Source organism: Clostridium sp. UBA871, from assembly GCF_002295255.1.
GTDB lineage: Bacteria > Bacillota > Clostridia > Clostridiales > Clostridiaceae > Clostridium_J > Clostridium_J sulfidigenes.
Genome location: NZ_DBFV01000003.1, coordinates 860531 through 878224, shown reverse-complemented (window position 1 = coordinate 878224; position 17694 = coordinate 860531). Strand labels below are relative to the sequence as shown.

Annotated in this window: 16 protein-coding genes; 4 read left to right on the top strand and 12 right to left on the bottom strand. The window is 28.1% G+C overall.

Annotation, left to right across the window (positions count from 1 at the left end; genetic code table 11):
* Window positions 1–480 precede the first annotated feature (480 nt).
* The 3 genes from B3086_RS05870 to pckA form a co-directional block, all read right to left on the bottom strand.
* Window positions 481–1260 (bottom strand): serine hydrolase, encoded by a 780-nt coding sequence (locus B3086_RS05870; protein WP_346849209.1) that lies wholly within the window; start codon window positions 1258–1260, stop codon window positions 481–483.
* Between the two features lie 414 nt (window positions 1261–1674).
* A complete protein-coding gene (locus tag B3086_RS05865) occupies window positions 1675–2772 on the bottom strand; it encodes a hypothetical protein (protein WP_346849210.1) in 1098 nt (365 codons plus the stop codon).
* A 175-nt stretch (window positions 2773–2947) separates the two neighbouring features.
* Entirely contained in the window at window positions 2948–4522 is a 1575-nt protein-coding gene (gene pckA / locus B3086_RS05860; RefSeq protein ID WP_346849211.1) for a phosphoenolpyruvate carboxykinase (ATP), read from the bottom strand.
* A 387-nt stretch (window positions 4523–4909) separates the two neighbouring features.
* Here pckA and B3086_RS05855 point away from each other — a divergent pair, with 387 nt between their 5' ends.
* Together B3086_RS05855 and B3086_RS05850 are read left to right on the top strand one after the other, a co-directional pair.
* Entirely contained in the window at window positions 4910–6259 is a 1350-nt protein-coding gene (locus tag B3086_RS05855) for a Mur ligase family protein (RefSeq protein WP_346892938.1), read from the top strand.
* A gap of 15 nt (window positions 6260–6274) precedes the next feature.
* On the top strand, window positions 6275–6997 hold the full coding sequence (locus B3086_RS05850) for a type 1 glutamine amidotransferase (protein ID WP_346849212.1): 723 nt from the start codon (window positions 6275–6277) through the stop codon (window positions 6995–6997).
* 81 nt (window positions 6998–7078) lie between these two features.
* On the opposite strand, the gene B3086_RS05845 is transcribed toward B3086_RS05850, so the two are convergent.
* From B3086_RS05845 to B3086_RS05815, 7 genes are all read right to left on the bottom strand, one after another.
* Entirely contained in the window at window positions 7079–8338 is a 1260-nt protein-coding gene (locus tag B3086_RS05845) for an XRE family transcriptional regulator (protein ID WP_346849213.1), read from the bottom strand.
* A gap of 15 nt (window positions 8339–8353) precedes the next feature.
* Complete coding sequence (locus B3086_RS05840) at window positions 8354–9667, bottom strand: helix-turn-helix transcriptional regulator (RefSeq protein ID WP_346849214.1); 1314 nt, start codon at window positions 9665–9667, stop codon at window positions 8354–8356.
* Between the two features lie 199 nt (window positions 9668–9866).
* The gene (locus B3086_RS05835; protein WP_156964390.1) at window positions 9867–10037 is read right to left on the bottom strand and encodes a hypothetical protein; all 171 of its coding nucleotides are present in this window, start codon (window positions 10035–10037) and stop codon (window positions 9867–9869) included.
* 167 nt (window positions 10038–10204) lie between these two features.
* Window positions 10205–11116, bottom strand: a complete 912-nt coding sequence (locus B3086_RS05830) for a viroplasmin family protein (RefSeq protein ID WP_346849215.1) — start codon at window positions 11114–11116, stop codon at window positions 10205–10207.
* Between the two features lie 25 nt (window positions 11117–11141).
* Window positions 11142–12143, bottom strand: coding sequence for a YkvA family protein (locus B3086_RS05825; RefSeq protein ID WP_346849216.1), 1002 nt, complete (start codon window positions 12141–12143; stop codon window positions 11142–11144).
* Window positions 12144–12405: 262 nt separating this feature from the next.
* Entirely contained in the window at window positions 12406–13464 is a 1059-nt protein-coding gene (locus B3086_RS05820) for an HD-GYP domain-containing protein (protein ID WP_346849217.1), read from the bottom strand.
* A gap of 20 nt (window positions 13465–13484) precedes the next feature.
* A complete protein-coding gene (locus B3086_RS05815; RefSeq protein ID WP_346849218.1) occupies window positions 13485–13883 on the bottom strand; it encodes a DUF6762 family protein in 399 nt (132 codons plus the stop codon).
* A gap of 87 nt (window positions 13884–13970) precedes the next feature.
* Here B3086_RS05815 and B3086_RS05810 point away from each other — a divergent pair, with 87 nt between their 5' ends.
* Window positions 13971–14312: a hypothetical protein gene (locus B3086_RS05810; RefSeq protein WP_346849219.1), complete on the top strand. Its 342-nt coding sequence runs from the start codon at window positions 13971–13973 to the stop codon at window positions 14310–14312.
* A 115-nt stretch (window positions 14313–14427) separates the two neighbouring features.
* Here B3086_RS05810 and B3086_RS05805 read toward each other — a convergent pair whose 3' ends face one another.
* Both B3086_RS05805 and B3086_RS05800 read right to left on the bottom strand, forming a co-directional pair.
* A complete protein-coding gene (locus tag B3086_RS05805) occupies window positions 14428–15882 on the bottom strand; it encodes an aminoacyl-histidine dipeptidase (RefSeq protein ID WP_414632270.1) in 1455 nt (484 codons plus the stop codon).
* 19 nt (window positions 15883–15901) lie between these two features.
* The gene (locus B3086_RS05800) at window positions 15902–16453 is read right to left on the bottom strand and encodes a manganese efflux pump MntP family protein (protein ID WP_035135592.1); all 552 of its coding nucleotides are present in this window, start codon (window positions 16451–16453) and stop codon (window positions 15902–15904) included.
* Between the two features lie 216 nt (window positions 16454–16669).
* On the opposite strand from B3086_RS05800, the gene B3086_RS05795 reads away from it, so the two are divergent.
* Entirely contained in the window at window positions 16670–17608 is a 939-nt protein-coding gene (locus B3086_RS05795) for a magnesium transporter CorA family protein (RefSeq protein WP_035135590.1), read from the top strand.
* The last annotated feature ends 86 nt before the right edge of the window (window positions 17609–17694 follow it).

Below are 17694 nucleotides of genomic sequence, written 5' to 3'. Positions count from 1 at the left end.
CTCTATCGGAATTAACTGGTTTTACCTTTTTCTCTGTTTAATTTTCAAAGACCATTTGGTTTTCATTACCATCGATTACTTCCGACGACTCTTACTATTTTACTAGATAATCTCTTATCTGTCAACATTTTTTTAAGAAGTTTTCCTCTTAATTTCTTGTTGTTTTCTGCCGCATCTCTCAGCGACAAGACTTATCTTATCATGATATGATAGCTTGTTTTTTTATAATAACCGCATTATGTTAAAAGAAATACATATTTCTTTTATTTCCTTATAATAGCTATATAATTCTATTACTGATACACCAGGCAATATTGTTACCAACGATTTCAGTGTTCCTTGATTTCTAATGATTATAAGTTTAAAAATCAAACTTAACTTTGCCTTTTTCTTTAAAATTACATTGCGAAATTTTAATAATTTAATATCAAGTTGAAGAGCGTGGACAAAATCCACGCTCTTCAACTTAGAGATATTATATTAATTCCAATCCTTATCAATAATATCAAACATCATTTTCCCAACTCTTGCTAAAGAACTAACTCCATAAACATTAGATGGTAAATTTCTTGACATAACAACAAATACAAAATCACCTTTTTCTAAATTTAATAACACAATATCATTTTCTATTTTTTCTAAACTTCCTGCTTTATGTGCCGTTTTAACCTTAAAATCTTTAGGCCAATAAAATGATATCCCTGTGGTTAATTGATTCCTCCTAATAACTTCTAAGATAAATTTACTATGTTCTCCATTTAACACTTTCCCCTTGCTTAATAGTGCTAAACCTTTACATAGATCATAGCTTGTAGTTATATTTTCATTATCGAAGTCTTCTTTTTCACCTGATGGATATTTTTTTATAAATGTAGATGTTAACCCCATATCATGAATGATACTGTTTATCCTATCTTTGCCTATAGTGTTTATAAGTTTACACGCTGCTGTATTATCACTTTGGATAAGCATTGCAACTATTAACTCTTTAATACTATATTGTCTACCTTCTAATTCATGTATAATACCAAAAGATCCCGAAACCTTATCATCATTTGTTATTGTTACTAATTGATCTAAAAATATATTAGTAGATTCCACTTCTTTCATTACTGCCATAGCAATAGGAAGTTTAATACAACCAGCAGCTACCATTTTAAGATCTTCATTAAACCCATAAGTATAATCGCTTTTTAAATCTGCAAAATAAAAACTATATTCCCCTTCTCTTGTCTCTAAATAACGTTTGATTTCTTTCATACATACCCTCCACATGCCAAATGGTAATATCAATTTATAACTAGCTATATTATAATTTTCTTTATATATTATGTCAAATTTCTGACTATTGTAAAAAATCAATAAAGTGATATACTTTTTAGATTATATCACTTTATTATTCATACCAAATAAGTTAATATACAGCACTTTTATGGTGTAGTATTTTAATTGTAATACATAAATGCTTATTACACATTTATATAATCCCTATATTATTCATTTAAACGTCTTATATTTACAAATACTTAACTTATTTATTTTATTTTTATATTATATATAAGCTAAGTAACTATTACCTCAAAATTGTAAAAATCAACAATTATATTCCTGCACACAAAGCTTGTGGAAAGGTAATGTAATCTACGTCCCTAGTTTTCTCTTTTCCCCTTTCTTCTATTTCTTTATAACCACCTGTCGTAAGGGATTAGTACCGTCTAATGAAATTTCTATAGTTGTAACACCTTTTTCTATAGATAAATTATAATAGGTGTCAACCTTAATAAAATCTCCATTATTTACTCTAACATAAAACTCCTCAACCATTAAACTATTCATAAATGCTCCTAAGGTAAATTTTATATAGTTATCATCATCTTCCTTTACATTAGTTTTCGCAAATATAATAGTAGGAATTTTATCTAACTCATTATTCACTTTTTCTTCATAAGGATTAATATTAAATAAAGATTCATTATCTACAAATATAGTTGGTGGAATATAACCTTTAGAAGTTTCTAATTGAGCATCCATAACATCTTTTACATATGTTATATATGAGTTTATTATAGATCCCTCATATTTACTGTTATCAATTCTTATACTATAAGTACCTAGATGGTTATTTAATAGCTTTATAGACTTTTTATCTAAAACTCCATCTTCACTACCGCTAACCTTAAGCTGGGATAAATCTTTCTTTAAAACCTCAATGGCACTTAAAGGTTCATCACCCTCTTTAAAATATCCACCTGTAACCACATCAAACATTATCCACTTATTAAAATTAGAATCCCATACTTCTAATACAGAGTAGTTTCCATTTAATCTATATTCTCCAACTCTAACCTTTATACCTATTGAAGATAACAATTCTTGAAGCACTGTATTATAATCCTTTTGTGAAACTTTTTTACCCGACATTAGAATTTTTAAAAGCTCTTCTCCATCTTTGTTAGTATCCATATCTGAAAGGGTTATTTCCCCTTTTTCATCTAACCATTTGTTTATATCTACACATTTCATAATTTCACTAGTATTTTCACTAACTAAAGTCTCTACTTTATATTTACTTTTTAGGGTAGCTATTTCCGCTACAGTACTATCAATGTAATAAAACTTTATATTATTTCCTGAATATAAATTATCCCATTTTTCTACTTTAGCAGTATAATCATGTTCTTTGTCTCTTTGACTAAACATCCAAAATCCTACAACACTTAATATTATAACTAAAACACCTAATCCTATATTTTTTCTTTTTCTAGCTTTCAACCCATTACTCCCCTTTACATCTGCATATTGTTATATTTATATTCTATTATAAACTTTTTTCCAATAAAATAAAAGTTTTCTATACTTCATGACAAATTTTCATTCTTTAAATTATTCTATCTCTATATAAAGAAAAGAAACTCATTTTAATCTGAGTTTCTCTTCTTTATAATCACTATTTATTACATCCAGGTGCTGCCTTCAATATATCTTCACTTACGCTATCAAATTTTTTAAAGTTTTCACGGAATTGTTTAACAAGCTCGTACACTTTCTTATCATACTCTTTTTTGTCTTCCCAAGTATTTTTAGGTTTTAATATTTCAGATGGTACATTTGGAACCTCTTTAGGTATAAGAACATTAAAGTTTTCATCCTTTTCGAATTCAGCATTTCTTAAATTGCCTTCTATAGCAGCCTTAACCATAGCTCTAGTATAAGATAAATTCATTCTTTTACCTACACCATATTCTCCACCAGACCATCCAGTGTTAACAAGATATACTTCTGTATTATTTTTTATAATTCTTTCTCCTAATAGTTTAGCATATACTTCTGGTTTCATAAGCATAAAAGGTTCACCAAAACAAGCAGAGAATGTAGCTTTTGGTTTAGTTATTCCTCTTTCTGTACCAGCTAGCTTACTAGTATATCCAGACATAAAGTGATACATAGCAGCTTCTTTAGATAATTTAGATATTGGTGGTATTACACCAAAAGCATCTGCAGTTAAGAATACTACTGTATTAGGATTTCCACCAACTCCACTTATTTCAACATTTTCGATAAAATCTATAGGATATGCTCCTCTTGTATTTTCAGTTAATGAATCATCATCAAACATTGGTCTATTACTCTCATCTAAAACTACATTTTCTAGTAATGCACCAAATTTTAAAGCGTTATAAATTTCTCTTTCCTTTTCTTTATCTAACTTGATAGTTTTTGCATAGCACCCACCCTCAAAGTTAAATACACCTTCATTACACCAACCATGTTCATCATCACCAATTAATTTTCTATCCGGATCTGCAGATAAAGTCGTCTTTCCAGTTCCAGAAAGTCCAAAGAATACAGCAGTATCGCCATCTTCTCCGATATTAGCTGAACAGTGCATAGGGAATACACCCTTTTTAGGTAATAAGAAGTTCATTATAGAGAATATTGATTTCTTAATCTCTCCAGAATATTGACTTCCACCTATTAAAACAATCTTCTTTTCAAAATTAATTATTATAAAGGCTTCAGAGTTTACTCCATCCTCTTTTCCTTTAGCTTTAAAACCTGGTGCTACAATTACATTAAACTCAGGTTTAAAACTTTCTAATTGTTCTTTTTCATATCTTCTAAATAATTGATTAGACATTAGAGCTTGTGATGCCAATTCATTGACAACTCTTATATTCATGCTATACTCTTTCATTGCTCCAACATAACCATCAAATACATATAAATTCTTAGTAGATAAATAATCTATAACTTGTGAATATAAATTATTGAAAATTTCTTCTTCTATGGGTAAGTTAACCTCTCCCCAGTTAATTAAATCATTTACACTTTCTTGTCTTACGATAAATCTATCTTTAGGAGATCTTCCTGTATACTTTCCTGTTTTTACAACAAAAGCTCCACTATTAGCAAGAATTCCTTCTTCATTTTTAATAGCATGAGAAACTAACTCAGCATAGCTTAAATTTCTATAAATTTCCTTATCAGTATTAATTTTTAAATTATTTAAGTTAAAATCCATTTTACTACCCCCAAATATCTTCTAGGAATTAATGTAACACATTTTTTTAATTTCCTAATATTATAATACTACTTTTTTATAAAAATGCAACAAATATTTTATTTTTCTTTATTAAATCATATTTTATTCAGAATTATTGCAAGTCGAACTTCATTATACTGCATTTTAAATATTGTAACGGTATATAGTACATCACTTTTATCGAATTTTGCTAACTTTTAATATTTTTTTAAATCTAAATTAATATTTAAAATCATCCTTTCATTTTCAATTTAGAATGATGTCATTAATGTAGATATATGTTATAATATAAAATTGATATACTTATAAATACTTAAATTAATTTATTAAAATAACTCTGAGAAATATTTAAAGGATGTGTGAAAAATTAAGATAAATTCATTTATAGCTATAGTCACTTCAAAAATTATATTAAAATTAAGTACCAAATTATTCAAAGGGGGTTCAAACTTTCCTGGCAAAGTCGCTTTAGCCTTAGACAGAAGTATATTATCAACAGTTGCTAAAGGTTATAAAGTAATTTTAATCACAGGTACTAACGGTAAAACTACAACCACTAGCATGATTTATAATATTCTTAATAAAGCCGGTAAAAATGCTATAACAAATAATACTGGAGCTAATATGAATACTGGAATAGTTGCGTCTTTCATTTCTAATTTCAAATTTTCTAATAAGAATAAAGATATGTACGCAGTTATCGAAGTAGATGAGGCTTACCTTAAATTCATAACAGAATATATAAAACCTGAAATAATTACTGTAACTAATCTATTTAGAGATCAGTTAGATAGATATGGAGAGGTACATACTACTTATAATAAAATTTTAGAAGGAATACATAAATCTCCTCAATCTCTACTTGTTCTAAATGGCGATGAATCTCTACTAGGTAAAATTGATGCCAATAATCCTGTAGTTTACTATGGCTTTAATGTTCCTATTAAAGAAAATACAGTTTTAAATGTAAATGCAGACAGCAAGTTCTGTAAATTCTGTAAGACTCCTTATAGTTACGAATTTATTACTTACAATCATCTAGGAAAATACTTTTGTGCAAATTGTGGGTATGAAAGACCTGAACTTAAATATCATATTGATGAAGTAGCAGCTTTAACTACCGAAGGCTCAGAAGTTGTTGTTAATGAAGAAGGTTACTTTATAAATCAATCTGGAGAATATAACATATATAATGCTATTTGCGCATTATCTGTAACACTAGAATTGGGTATAGAATCAACTTCAATTAAAGCATCTTTACAAAACCAAAAGAGCACTTTTGGAAGGCAAGAGAGTCTAAATATAAATGGAAAAGAAGTAAAAATAATTCTTGTAAAAAATCCTGCTGGTTATAACCAAGCTATAAACACTTTGCTTCTTAATAATAAACCTATAAATTTAGTATTGATGTTAAATGATAATTATGCCGATGGTACAGATGTTTCATGGATATGGGATGTAGATTTTGAAAAATTAAATTCACTAGAAATAAATGATATTATAATCTCTGGTATACGTCTTTATGATATGGCTGTAAGACTAAAGATTGCTAATCTTAAAGAAGAAAACTTTAAAATCTGCGAATCCGATGATGAGCTTATAAATAATATAATAAGTGCTGAAGCAGAAACCACATATGTACTTGTTACATATACTGCTATGTTACATCTTAGAAAGTTATTGCACAGTAAAGGCTATATAAATAAAATTTGGTAAGGTTAAGGTGAGTTTATGGAAATTAATATATGTCATTTATATCCTGATTTATTGAATGTTTATGGTGATATTGGAAATATTCTAATTCTTAAACATAGGGCTGAGAAAAGAGGAATAAATGTTATAATAAGAAACGTATCAATAGGTGATGCATTTAACCCTGAAGATTTTGATATAGTGTTCTTCGGAGGTGGTCAAGATTATGAACAGTCCATAGTTTCTAAAGACTTAGTAGAAACTAAGAAACAAGGGATTACCGATTATATAGAATCTGGAAAAGTATTTATATGCATATGTGGAGGATATCAACTTTTAGGAAAAACCTACGAAACTTCTACAGGTGAGATTTTAGAAGGATTGGGTATATTAGATATTTATACCAAAGCTTCTAATGAAAGATTAATAGGCAATTCAATTATATATAATGAATTCTTTAATGAAACCTACGTAGGATTTGAAAATCATTCAGGTAAAACTTACATTGGTGATTTAAAACCTCTTGGTATAGTGAAATACGGATTCGGTAACAATGGTGAAGATAAAAAAGAAGGTTGTGTTTATAAAAATACTTTCTGCACTTATTTTCATGGAAGCCTACTATCTAAAAACCCCGAGCTTACAGATAGACTTTTATCTTTAGCCATAAAAAATAAGTATGATGAAGTTGAACTTTCCCCTTTAAATGATTCCTTCGAAATTAAAGCTAAAGATCATATTATAAAAAGATTTATAAAATAAAAATAGGTTGTTTCAAAGTGATTAAAAATCATTTTGCAACAACCTATTTTCATATTAAATCCTGATAAATAAAATTACTAACTAATAAAAACTTTTATCCATCTTAAAGGCCAAACTAAAATATTTTATTGAATCATTAACATTTCCCATATCATGATACATGGTACCTATCTTCATATACCTTTTACATATTTCACTCTTAGTTCCATATTTCATCAGAGCATCTAAAGAAAGCATCATATACGTTTCAGCCATTATATAATTCTTCTTCCTTTCGAATATCATGGCTTTATAGTAGTATGCTTTTTCCATTATGGGAACAAGCTCTAGTTCAATAGATAAATCTAGGACTTCTTCTATATAGTTTAACACTAAATCGTAGTAACCATACTCTATCAAACTTTTAACCCCATCAATTAAAAATTCACATAACTGCTCTTTATCACTTCTTGGATATTCACTCAATGCCCTTTCTACATAGTCTAAAGCCTCGTCTTTAATTCCATTTTCAAACATAGCTTTTGCAAGATCATAATACGCTCTTGCTTTTTTATCTAGCAAGTTATCATATCTTTTTAAAGCTTGCTCTTCATAGTATTTAACTTCATCGCCACCTAAATAAATTTCTATAATAGCTAGCACTTTATATATTTCTGCATTTACATACTCATTTTTATTAAATGAAAGTATTTCCTTTAAATCTTCACTAACTTTTTTTGCTTTAATTATATTATTACACATTATATAAATTACTACTTGATTATAAGTTGCCTTTATATATTCTACTGAGTCTTTTTTATCTAATTCAATAAGTTTCTTCCTTACTGTTGATATATAACTACCCGCTTGAGAGCATTCACCATTAGTATATAAATATTTTGCTATATACATATAATAATTAATATGTAAAATTTCATCTTTAGACTTTTGACAAGAATTATAATATCTAGGTATAGTAGTACTTAATTCTGCTGACATACCGTGATTCAAATAGTATTCAAATAGTATTTGAAATAGTTTACAACTCAAATCGTAATAGTGATACTTTTCTGCATAATCTACATTGTATAGTACATCTTCTAAAGAAATTAATGGCGTCATAGAATTAAATTTTTCAATATTTGCTTCTATCTGTTCTCTTACACCATGTTTTAAATACTCCATATCTAATCCAAGCTTATCTACAATAATTTCTAGAATCCAATCTTCTGGATCAACCTTATTGTTTTCTATACAACTCATTTTAGAAACGGAAATTTTATCTTCACATATATCTTTTAAAGTTAGACCTTTATATATTCTGGTCCTCTTTATTTTTTCTCCAGCCGATAATATTTCCATAGTTATCCCCCATTTTTAAAAATCCGTTAAGCATTTTGTTTCTTCAAGAATCTTAACCCCTTCATCTAAATATTTTCCAGCTTCTTCTTCTCTTCCTAAGTCCATGTAGAATTTTCCTAAGGCAATAGCAATTTCAGCACTTTCCTTATGATAATTCATTTTTTCTGTATAGTTTAAAGCATCTATTAAAGTTCTTTCTGCTTCTTCATACTTCTTCTCTAGTAACTCAATTTTATATTTAAGAATATGGTACTTGTACATTAAAGTACAATCTGTTACACTTAAATTTTGCATATTAGATACTATCTGTTCTAGTACCTTTTTTGCATTTATTTCATCTTTTAATTTTATATAGTTATTACAAATCAACATTAAAGTATTAACAGTAGATTCCTCAGAAAGCCTTTCTTTAATAGCTTTAGCATCTAAAAGATATTCAAAGGACCTGTCTACATATCCATATTCTGAAAACATTTCTCCTAACCCTGACATTAAATCTGTAATTAAAATACTTTGTTGTCTAGTTCTAAAGAGATTCAAACTTTTTTCAGTGTATGCAATAGCCTGGTTTAAGTTACCCTCTTTAAACCTTACTTGTCCAATCTTCATAAATGATTCTCCATAGTTCCTCGAATCCTTTAGTTTTAAAAGTTTTTCTTCAGCATATTTCATATACTCTATTGCTTCTTTATCAATTCCCATTTTATTAAGAGTTTTGCTTATGTAATAATAAACCTTACCCATAGCAACTTCATTATATACATCACTTTCTTCAAACACCTTCTCTGCTTGTTGAAAATAGCTATATGCAGAATGATATGCATCAAGTTCAAGAGTAATTTTGCCTAGAAGCATAAATACTTTAATAATTTCGTCACTACAATTATATTTAATATATATATTATTAGCTGAAAGTAGTAACTCCTGAGCTTCATCATATTCTTTTTTCTTTTCATGTATTAAGGCTTTTAAATACAAATTAGTTGCCATATTTAATTCAAGATCATATTTTTCAATATATAAAAATGAATCTTCTAATGCCTTCCAAGCTATCTCCAAATTATTATTTAATATATTAGATTCCGCGATATTTTGATAGTATATACAAATCTTGCCTGCTTGCGTTTCTTCAGTCTCCATAAGGTGTTCTACCGAAACTTTTAATGCACCTGCTAAATATTCTAACAAGTCCATGCTAGGATTAGATTTACCTGATTCAATTAAACTTATTTGACCAGCAGTTATTCTATCTCCAGCCAGATTTTTTAGAGTTAAATCAAGCTCCTTTCTCCTTTTTTTTATTTTTTCTCCTAAAGATAAAATTTCCATAAATTCATCCTCTTCTCTTAGCAAATGCTTCCTAATTACTTCAGATAATTATACCCCTATATTGTATCATAAACAAACAAAATACACAAAAATAAATGTCTTAAATTTTTATTAAATGTGCGTTAATTTAATCAGTTTTATTGTATTATATTAAACTTTATTTAAAATAAAGATAACTAGAGCAGAAAATCTGCTCTAGCTATCTTAAAGGAACCATTGCTTTATTAAACATATCTTCAGCTCTATGTTGAAATCTCTTAGCCTTTTTCCTTAATTTTCTTTTAGTTCTTCCATCCATTGAAGGCATTACGTAATTAACAGCTAAGGCTAAACTTGCTATCAACACCATAATCTTTAATAACATTTTCATAAAATACACATCCCTTCTCATTGTATACTTATCCACCTGGAATTCCATAGAATTTTCCATATAAATAAATATTTTAGGTTACAATAATATTTACTTATTCATAATTAGTAGATCTTAAGTATGTTTATAGGATGCACATATTTCTAATTTATATGCCTATAATTAATTTATTTTAAGTTTTGAATTAATTCTAATATAATTTTATCCTTAACCTCTATAGGTACACATTTTAAATATTTTTCTCTCTCATTTATATCTATACTATTTAAGTGTTCTATTATTCTGGTAATGTGATATTTATCTTCAATTCCTATATTACTATGAACATCTAGAGACATAACGTTACTAATATTTTTCTTAATAATTTTAGAAAGTTTATTTTTAACGTCACTAGTAGCAACCCTTAAAGTATTATTTTCAACAGCTTTATCTACTACAGAATCAAATTCTACCCCAGCACCACTTTTTGCCAACTCATCTGCAATATCATTATATAAATCATTAGTATGACTATCTACCTTAACAAATATAATGTTTATATTACCTTCTTTTTTTAACTTGTTAATAACTTCATAGTATTCCTTTGATAAAACTGTATTTCTCTCCCATGCGCCTGTTGCATGTTGACAGACTCCAGCATAATCATAAAATAATACTATTTCTCTATAGTTATTATCTAATGCATATTTTACACCATTTATAGCAGCCTTCAGCTCTCCATTTACTTGCCTTTGATTGCACTGATTATTCTTGCCTCCACCATAGTTGACATATGTAATTATATCCTTTTCAACTACAAGTACCCCATATCCAAACTCTTCTGTAGATATGTTATAGCTTCCATCAACATATATATGAGGCACATCTAAAGGATAGTTGTCCACACCTTTCTTTAATTCTGAACTATTATCTAAATAATCTTTTGCCTCTTTTTCTGTTAAAAAACTCTTATATATAGCACCTTTCGCTCCTTTTACATAGGAAAGACACTCACTCCAACTTTTAACAATAATATTATTAACGTCTACATTATTATTAAAATCTCTTCCTTTTTTTATCGCATAATATTTAGTTGCCATAATAACCCCTACCTTAAACGTAGATTTATTTAGTAAAAAATACTATAGACTTTTTTATAGATATTCTTACTACATCTACCATTTTTCTTATTTCTTTTGCTCCAAACTTGTCATTTAGTAAAGTCATAGCTTCTCTAGAAACCTCTATAATATTGCTCTGGCCTTCCCAATTATCAAGAATTATTTCTTCTGGAATATCACAAAGCACCTTTTGAAGTATAAAGAATGTAACTGCTAAATCATCAATCTTACCTATAATAGGTAATGTATCTGGTAATATATCTAAAGGAAACAAAAGATATCCTAAAGCAATAGATATATTAAACTTTACCTCTTTTACTACTCTTTTGTCCTTATATAACCTCATAAATAAAGCAATTATATCTGGTATCATCACTACATAGGGATACATCTTTTCATATTTTGCAGAAAATCTTTCTTTAAATTCTTTCCTAAACCTTCTATAAGTATACTCTTTATGATTATCTAAATTTTTTTTATTAGATTCTACACTGGAAATTGGCACTTCTTCTTTTTTTTCTTCATTTTTATCATTAGATTTATCATTTTCATTTTTAAAATTAAAATTACTAACCTCTGCTTCAAGACCATATGGGATTATAGATAAATCTTCTAATTTAAAATCAACCATCGGTATAACTTTACATAACTTGTATAAATCTATAATTATCGTATCATCAGTAAACTCTATGCCAAAATTAGCTACTTTTGAGCTAATTACTTTTAATGCCACATTTACAATGCCTTTAAATATTTTAAGACTTTTTACATTGATTTTATCTATACTTAAATATAGTTTATTATTCTCAACTTTGTTTATAGATATATCAACAGAAAAAGGAATAGATACTTTATGCTTATAACTTCCAACTACATTAATATTTTTATCTACTAATATTTTGTCAATTTTAAGTCCTTCAACGGGTACATAGTCTCTTAATACATCTACAACAATACTGTATAAATCTTTTTCTGTTATTGAAATCTTTATATTAGATATCTTCATTTTACTTTACCTCCAACTGTACTTTAATCATAATAGAAACAGAGTTTCTTGTTTCAGATGGGGTTTTTACTCCCTCTGAATAGACATCCTTATCCAAGGACGTAGCAACTCCTTACCCCCACCTTGAAGAAGATGAAAGTATTAGAGCTGGTAGTCATCGGGTAAAATATATATACGCCAAATTTCTATATCAAAACCAAAAGGACATACCTCAATTATACAGCATAATTAAAAACAGTACATCCCTCAATCTATATATTTATTAAATTACACATTGGATAATTAAATTAATTTTTTCCAACAAATTAATTTCATAAAATTTTACTGGTTTTCTAGTTTCATGATCATATAGTACTCTTATTATAGGCCTATCGGGGAACCCTTTGTTCTGACTTATAACATACCCTTCTACTCCATTAGAAAGTTTAACACAACATCCTAATGGATATACTGAAAATGTTTCTTTAAATGTGCGTACTAATTTTTCATCAAACTGACTTCCTGATCCAGAAAGTATAAGCTCATAAGCTTGATTAGGCTCAAATTTTTTTCTATAGCTTCTATTACTAGTTACCGCATCATATACATCGCATATTCCTACGATCTTACCAAATCTTGAAATTTGATCCCCTTGCAATCCATAGGGATATCCTTTTCCATTAATTTTTTCATGATGCTGCTCCACTCCTTCAATTGCACTAGCTGGAATTTTATAATTTTTACTCAATATTTCTCCACCATAAATTGGGTGTTTCTTCATGATTTCAAACTCCTCATCAGAAAGCTTCCCATTTTTATTAATTATACCTGCAGGCACTTTTATTTTTCCTACATCATGCAACATTCCACATATACCCAAATCTCGCACTGCCCACTTTTTCATTCCAAGGCTCATTCCTAAAAACACTGACATGATTCCAGTATTTATACTATGCAAAAATGTGTAGTTATCATGAGTTTTTACATCATTTAAACACTTATTCACATCTTCAATTTCCATTATATAATTCAATAACTGATCCATATTTTCTAAATATTCATCTCCACATGAACCGACTATACTTCCTATACCCCTTGATATGTTCTTTAAACTTTTAATAGTGGCTTGTTTTAGTATTATTAGCTTCTCATCTACTACGTCGATATCTTCTAATCGTTCATCCTCAAGATAAACATAATATACTCCTAGCTCTTCAAGTCTTTTTATGTATACACTGTTAAGACTCATACCAGCTTTTAACAATATTCTTCCATCATCACCATATACATGTTTACCAAGTATATCTGATTCATTAACTCTACATATATGTTCTAATCTCATGATTCTCCCCCAATTATGTACTATTGATATTCCTCACATTTTCCTTCTATATCAATAAAAACTTTTTCTAAAGCTTCCTTAATTCTTGTACATACATTGTTTAATCTATTATTTAGCACATTATGATCTTCATCATAATCAAAGGTAACAATCCATGTGGGATTAAATTCCTCATCATAAATTTCTATAGAGTCAACCAAATCAGTTAAACTTTCATCATCGAACAAATCATATATGGCTGAAAATTCCCACTCCTCTACATCTTTATTGGTATCAAAATATAAATTTACCTTTTCGCCATCATAAAATAGTTTAGTAATATATTCTGCACCTTCATTAACCTCATAGCTTCCAAGCTCTCTTGTAAAAAATTTTGTCTCTTTATCCTTTTCCATTAATACAATAGCAGAAAATTCCATTATCATACCCTCCTAATATTCTGTAATTTATTTACATAAATTACTTTAAATGCTATAATTGATTATATCCTTAAAGGAGTGTGAATTATGAATCTTGTAAAAAATCTTAAAAAATTCAAAACTCTTTCCCTCATATCTTTAATTATTATAATTACTATTTATATAATTATTTTTAGTTACACTAACTTTAAATGTAAAAATTTAGATTATGCTATAAAAAAATATTCCACTTCTGGTATTTTTAATAAATATAAATTATATTCCTTAGAAGACTTTAACATTAAGTTTTCAGATGGTAATATATGTATTGCAGAAGTAAATGGTATAGAAGGAAAAAGCCCATATAAAACCACGACTTATAATCTTCACTTGGTAAAACATAAGTCTGGCAAATGGAAACTATCTGAAATTTCTCCTAATAACAATTGATTTTTCCCATAAACACAACTATTTTAGTATACCTTAGTAACCATAAATATACAACAATAAACAACTCCCCTTAAGATAATATTTATCGTTACCTTAAGGGGAGCATTTGTTCTTCCTATCTTATTTCTGCTAATACACTTAATAAGTAATCATACATTCTATCTAGTGAAGAAATACTTACATGCTCATCCGGTGTGTGAACATCAAAAATATTTGGCCCAAAGGAAATCTGATCTATATTCCCATTAAATTTATCTCCAATTAATCCACATTCAAGTCCTGCATGAATTGCAGATATCTCTGCTTTATTACCAAATTTATTTTCGTAAACTTGTTCAAATACAGTTCTAACTTTAGAATCTGGATTATACTGCCACTCAGGATAATCTGATTCAAGTTCTATAACACAATTCATTATTTCTGCAAGTACTGTCATTCGATCTACAATTGATTTTTTTAAAGAAGCTACTGAACTTCTAACTGCATTGTCAAATTCTACAGCTTCACTAGTAGTAGTTACCACACCTACATTGGTAGAACTCTGTACTAACCCTGGTATTGCCATACTCATAGTTTGAACTCCATTTGGTAATAAGAATAATGTTCTTATTACTTTCTGTCTAGTATCATCGCAGAATACTTTATCTACAGACTTAGTAATTTCATAGGTTAATTTCAAATCATCATCTATACCTTGTAATTCATTTATAAATATAGATGACCATTCTTTTACTTTTCCTTCAACTTTAACTATATCTTCTGGTCTTACAGCTATAATAGCATCTGCTTCTCTTGGAATAGCATTCATTTTAGCTCCTCCATTTAAAGATGCTAGTTTAAAGTCTACAACTGAATTAAGATCCATTAAGAATCTACCCATCATTTTATTGGCATTTCCTCTTTCTTTCTTAATTTCCATACCAGAGTGTCCGCCTTTAAGTCCTCTTATTTTAATAGCTAATGAACTATAGTTTCCTTCTATATTTTCATAATTTGTTGGCACAGAGAACTTAAGTCTAACTCCTCCTGCACAACTTACTAATAGTACTCCTTCTTCTTCAGAGTCTATATTTATTAGTATTCTTCCATTTAAATGTTCTGGATTTAAATTTGTAGCTCCACCCATTCCTGTTTCTTCTTCAGTAGTAATCAATACTTCTATAGGAGGGTGAGCTGTTGTTTTATTATCAAGAATTGCAAGAGCATAAGCTACTGCAATACCATTATCCGCTCCTAATGTAGTTCCATTAGCCTTTATAAAATCACCGTCTATAATAAATTCTATTGGATCTTTTTCAAAGTCATGTTCAGTTCCTTGATTTTTTTCACAAACCATATCCATATGCCCTTGTAAAATCACTGTTGGAGCATTTTCATAACCACTAGTAGCTGGCTTCTTAATAATAACATTTAGTGCTTCATCTTGTATAACTTCTAAATTTCTGTCCTTGGCAAACTTAACTAACCAATCGCTAACAGCCTTTTCATTTCCTGAACCTCTTGGTATTTCATTCATCTCTTTAAAAAATTTGATTGCCTCAAAGCTTTTTAAGTTTTTTAATGTTTCTATCATTTTAATCATCCTTTCCTTAAAAGAAAATCATCTTTAATCCAAATAATATCAAAATTATGCCTCCTATATAATCAGCATATTTTCTTAATATATGGATTTTTCTTAGATACTTTGCTATTATAAATGCTAATATGCTCATAAAAAATGTTATCATACCAACAATAGCAGTAAAGAGTGTTAAGGTTACCATACTTTCTATCCTTGAGAAAGCAATAAATCCAATTACTATTGCATCAATGCTCACAGATATCCCTAAAATGAAGTACATTTTAAAGGTTATGACAATACTTTCTTCTTTTTCTATCATACCTTCCTTTATCATAAGTATACCAACTATTGCAATAACTATTCCCCCCATAACTGCAGGGACGGAAGCAATATTCTCTGTAAATATTTTACCACCAAATCCTCCTAAAATAGAAAACAAAAATTGGAAAAATCCAAAAGAAATTGCAAAAGAAAACTTTTGTCTTGCCTTAGCCCCTCTATTTAAGCCAATAGCTATTGCAATACCAAAAGCATCTAATGAAACTGCTAAGGCTATGAATAGCAATTCTTCTATTGCCATAAAAGACCTCCTACAAATACAATAATTTAATATTATCATAAATTTATATTTTCAATAACAACATTAATATTAATATTATAATTCTAACTTTTCAAAATTATGATTATAAATTAAATTATTTGTACTATAATAATTATTACTTTTAAATATACAGTTGTCAATTAGAAATATAGTGTTAAAATATATTCATGAGTTTTATTATATGAGGTGATAACATTGATTACAATATTTAAAAGTGATACCTCGGGCCGTCTCACAGAAATCGATTCTATAGAACATGGCTCTTGGATTAGTATGATTAATCCATCCGATGAAGAAGTTCTTTTAATTACACAAAAACTTAATATTCCTCAAGATTTTATAAGAGCTGCATTAGATGAAGAAGAAGGTTCAAGAATAGAATTTGAGAATAATGCTACTCTTGTAATTATAGATATTCCATTCACTGAAATGGATGATAATTCATTAACTTACGATACATATCCACTAGCAATAATATATACCGAAAGCGTAATTATAACTGTATGTCTTAAAAATAGTCCTGTATTATCAGATTTTACCATTGAAAAAATCTCTTCATTTTATACTTTTAAGAAGGTCAGATTTATGCTTCAAATATTATATAGAGCATCAAATTACTATTTATTATACCTAAGACAAATAAATAGAAAGAGTCTTTTGGTTGAAAAAACCCTTTATAAATCTTTAAAAAACAGAGAATTAATTCAATTATTTGCTCTTCAAAAGTCCTTAGTATATTTCTCTACATCTTTGAAATCTAATGATTTAACCTTAGAAAAACTTTTAAAGCAGGAAATCCTTACAAAATATGATGAGGATAGAGATATTTTAGATGATGTTATGATAGAAAATCGTCAAGCTATAGAAATGTGTAGTATATATAGTGATGTCCTCACTGGTACTATGGATGTATTTGCTTCTATAATTTCTAATAATCAAAACCAAGTTATGAAATACTTAACATCTGTAACTATAGTTATTTCTATTCCAACTTTAATATCAGGTCTTTTAGGTATGAATGTAGGTGGAATACCTTTTTTCAACGCCTCTGATGGATTTCTGTATATGTGTATAATTGTAGGATTAATAACTTTAGCCGTTACCTACTATCTTAGAAAAAAAGATATGTTTTAAATAATAAAAACCAATAGAAATCTAGTATGTAATTATGAAGGTATTTATGGATAATTATATACTAGATTTTATATTGAATCCCCTTT

Excerpts from the sequence above, each read along its gene's own strand:
- B3086_RS05840 (WP_346849214.1), bottom strand. The coding sequence starts at position 9,667 with ATGGAAATTTTATCTTTAGGAGAAAAAATAAAAAAAAGGAGAAAGGAG.
- B3086_RS05815 (WP_346849218.1), bottom strand. The coding sequence starts at position 13,883 with ATGGAATTTTCTGCTATTGTATTAATGGAAAAGGATAAAGAGACAAAA.
- B3086_RS05810 (WP_346849219.1), top strand. The coding sequence starts at position 13,971 with ATGAATCTTGTAAAAAATCTTAAAAAATTCAAAACTCTTTCCCTCATA.
- B3086_RS05830 (WP_346849215.1), bottom strand. The coding sequence starts at position 11,116 with ATGGCAACTAAATATTATGCGATAAAAAAAGGAAGAGATTTTAATAAT.
- pckA (WP_346849211.1), bottom strand. The coding sequence starts at position 4,522 with ATGGATTTTAACTTAAATAATTTAAAAATTAATACTGATAAGGAAATT.
- B3086_RS05850 (WP_346849212.1), top strand. The coding sequence starts at position 6,275 with ATGGAAATTAATATATGTCATTTATATCCTGATTTATTGAATGTTTAT.
- B3086_RS05800 (WP_035135592.1), bottom strand. The coding sequence starts at position 16,453 with ATGGCAATAGAAGAATTGCTATTCATAGCCTTAGCAGTTTCATTAGAT.
- B3086_RS05835 (WP_156964390.1), bottom strand. The coding sequence starts at position 10,037 with ATGAAAATGTTATTAAAGATTATGGTGTTGATAGCAAGTTTAGCCTTA.
- B3086_RS05870 (WP_346849209.1), bottom strand. The coding sequence starts at position 1,260 with ATGAAAGAAATCAAACGTTATTTAGAGACAAGAGAAGGGGAATATAGT.
- B3086_RS05845 (WP_346849213.1), bottom strand. The coding sequence starts at position 8,338 with ATGGAAATATTATCGGCTGGAGAAAAAATAAAGAGGACCAGAATATAT.
- B3086_RS05820 (WP_346849217.1), bottom strand. The coding sequence starts at position 13,464 with ATGAGATTAGAACATATATGTAGAGTTAATGAATCAGATATACTTGGT.
- B3086_RS05825 (WP_346849216.1), bottom strand. The coding sequence starts at position 12,143 with ATGAAGATATCTAATATAAAGATTTCAATAACAGAAAAAGATTTATAC.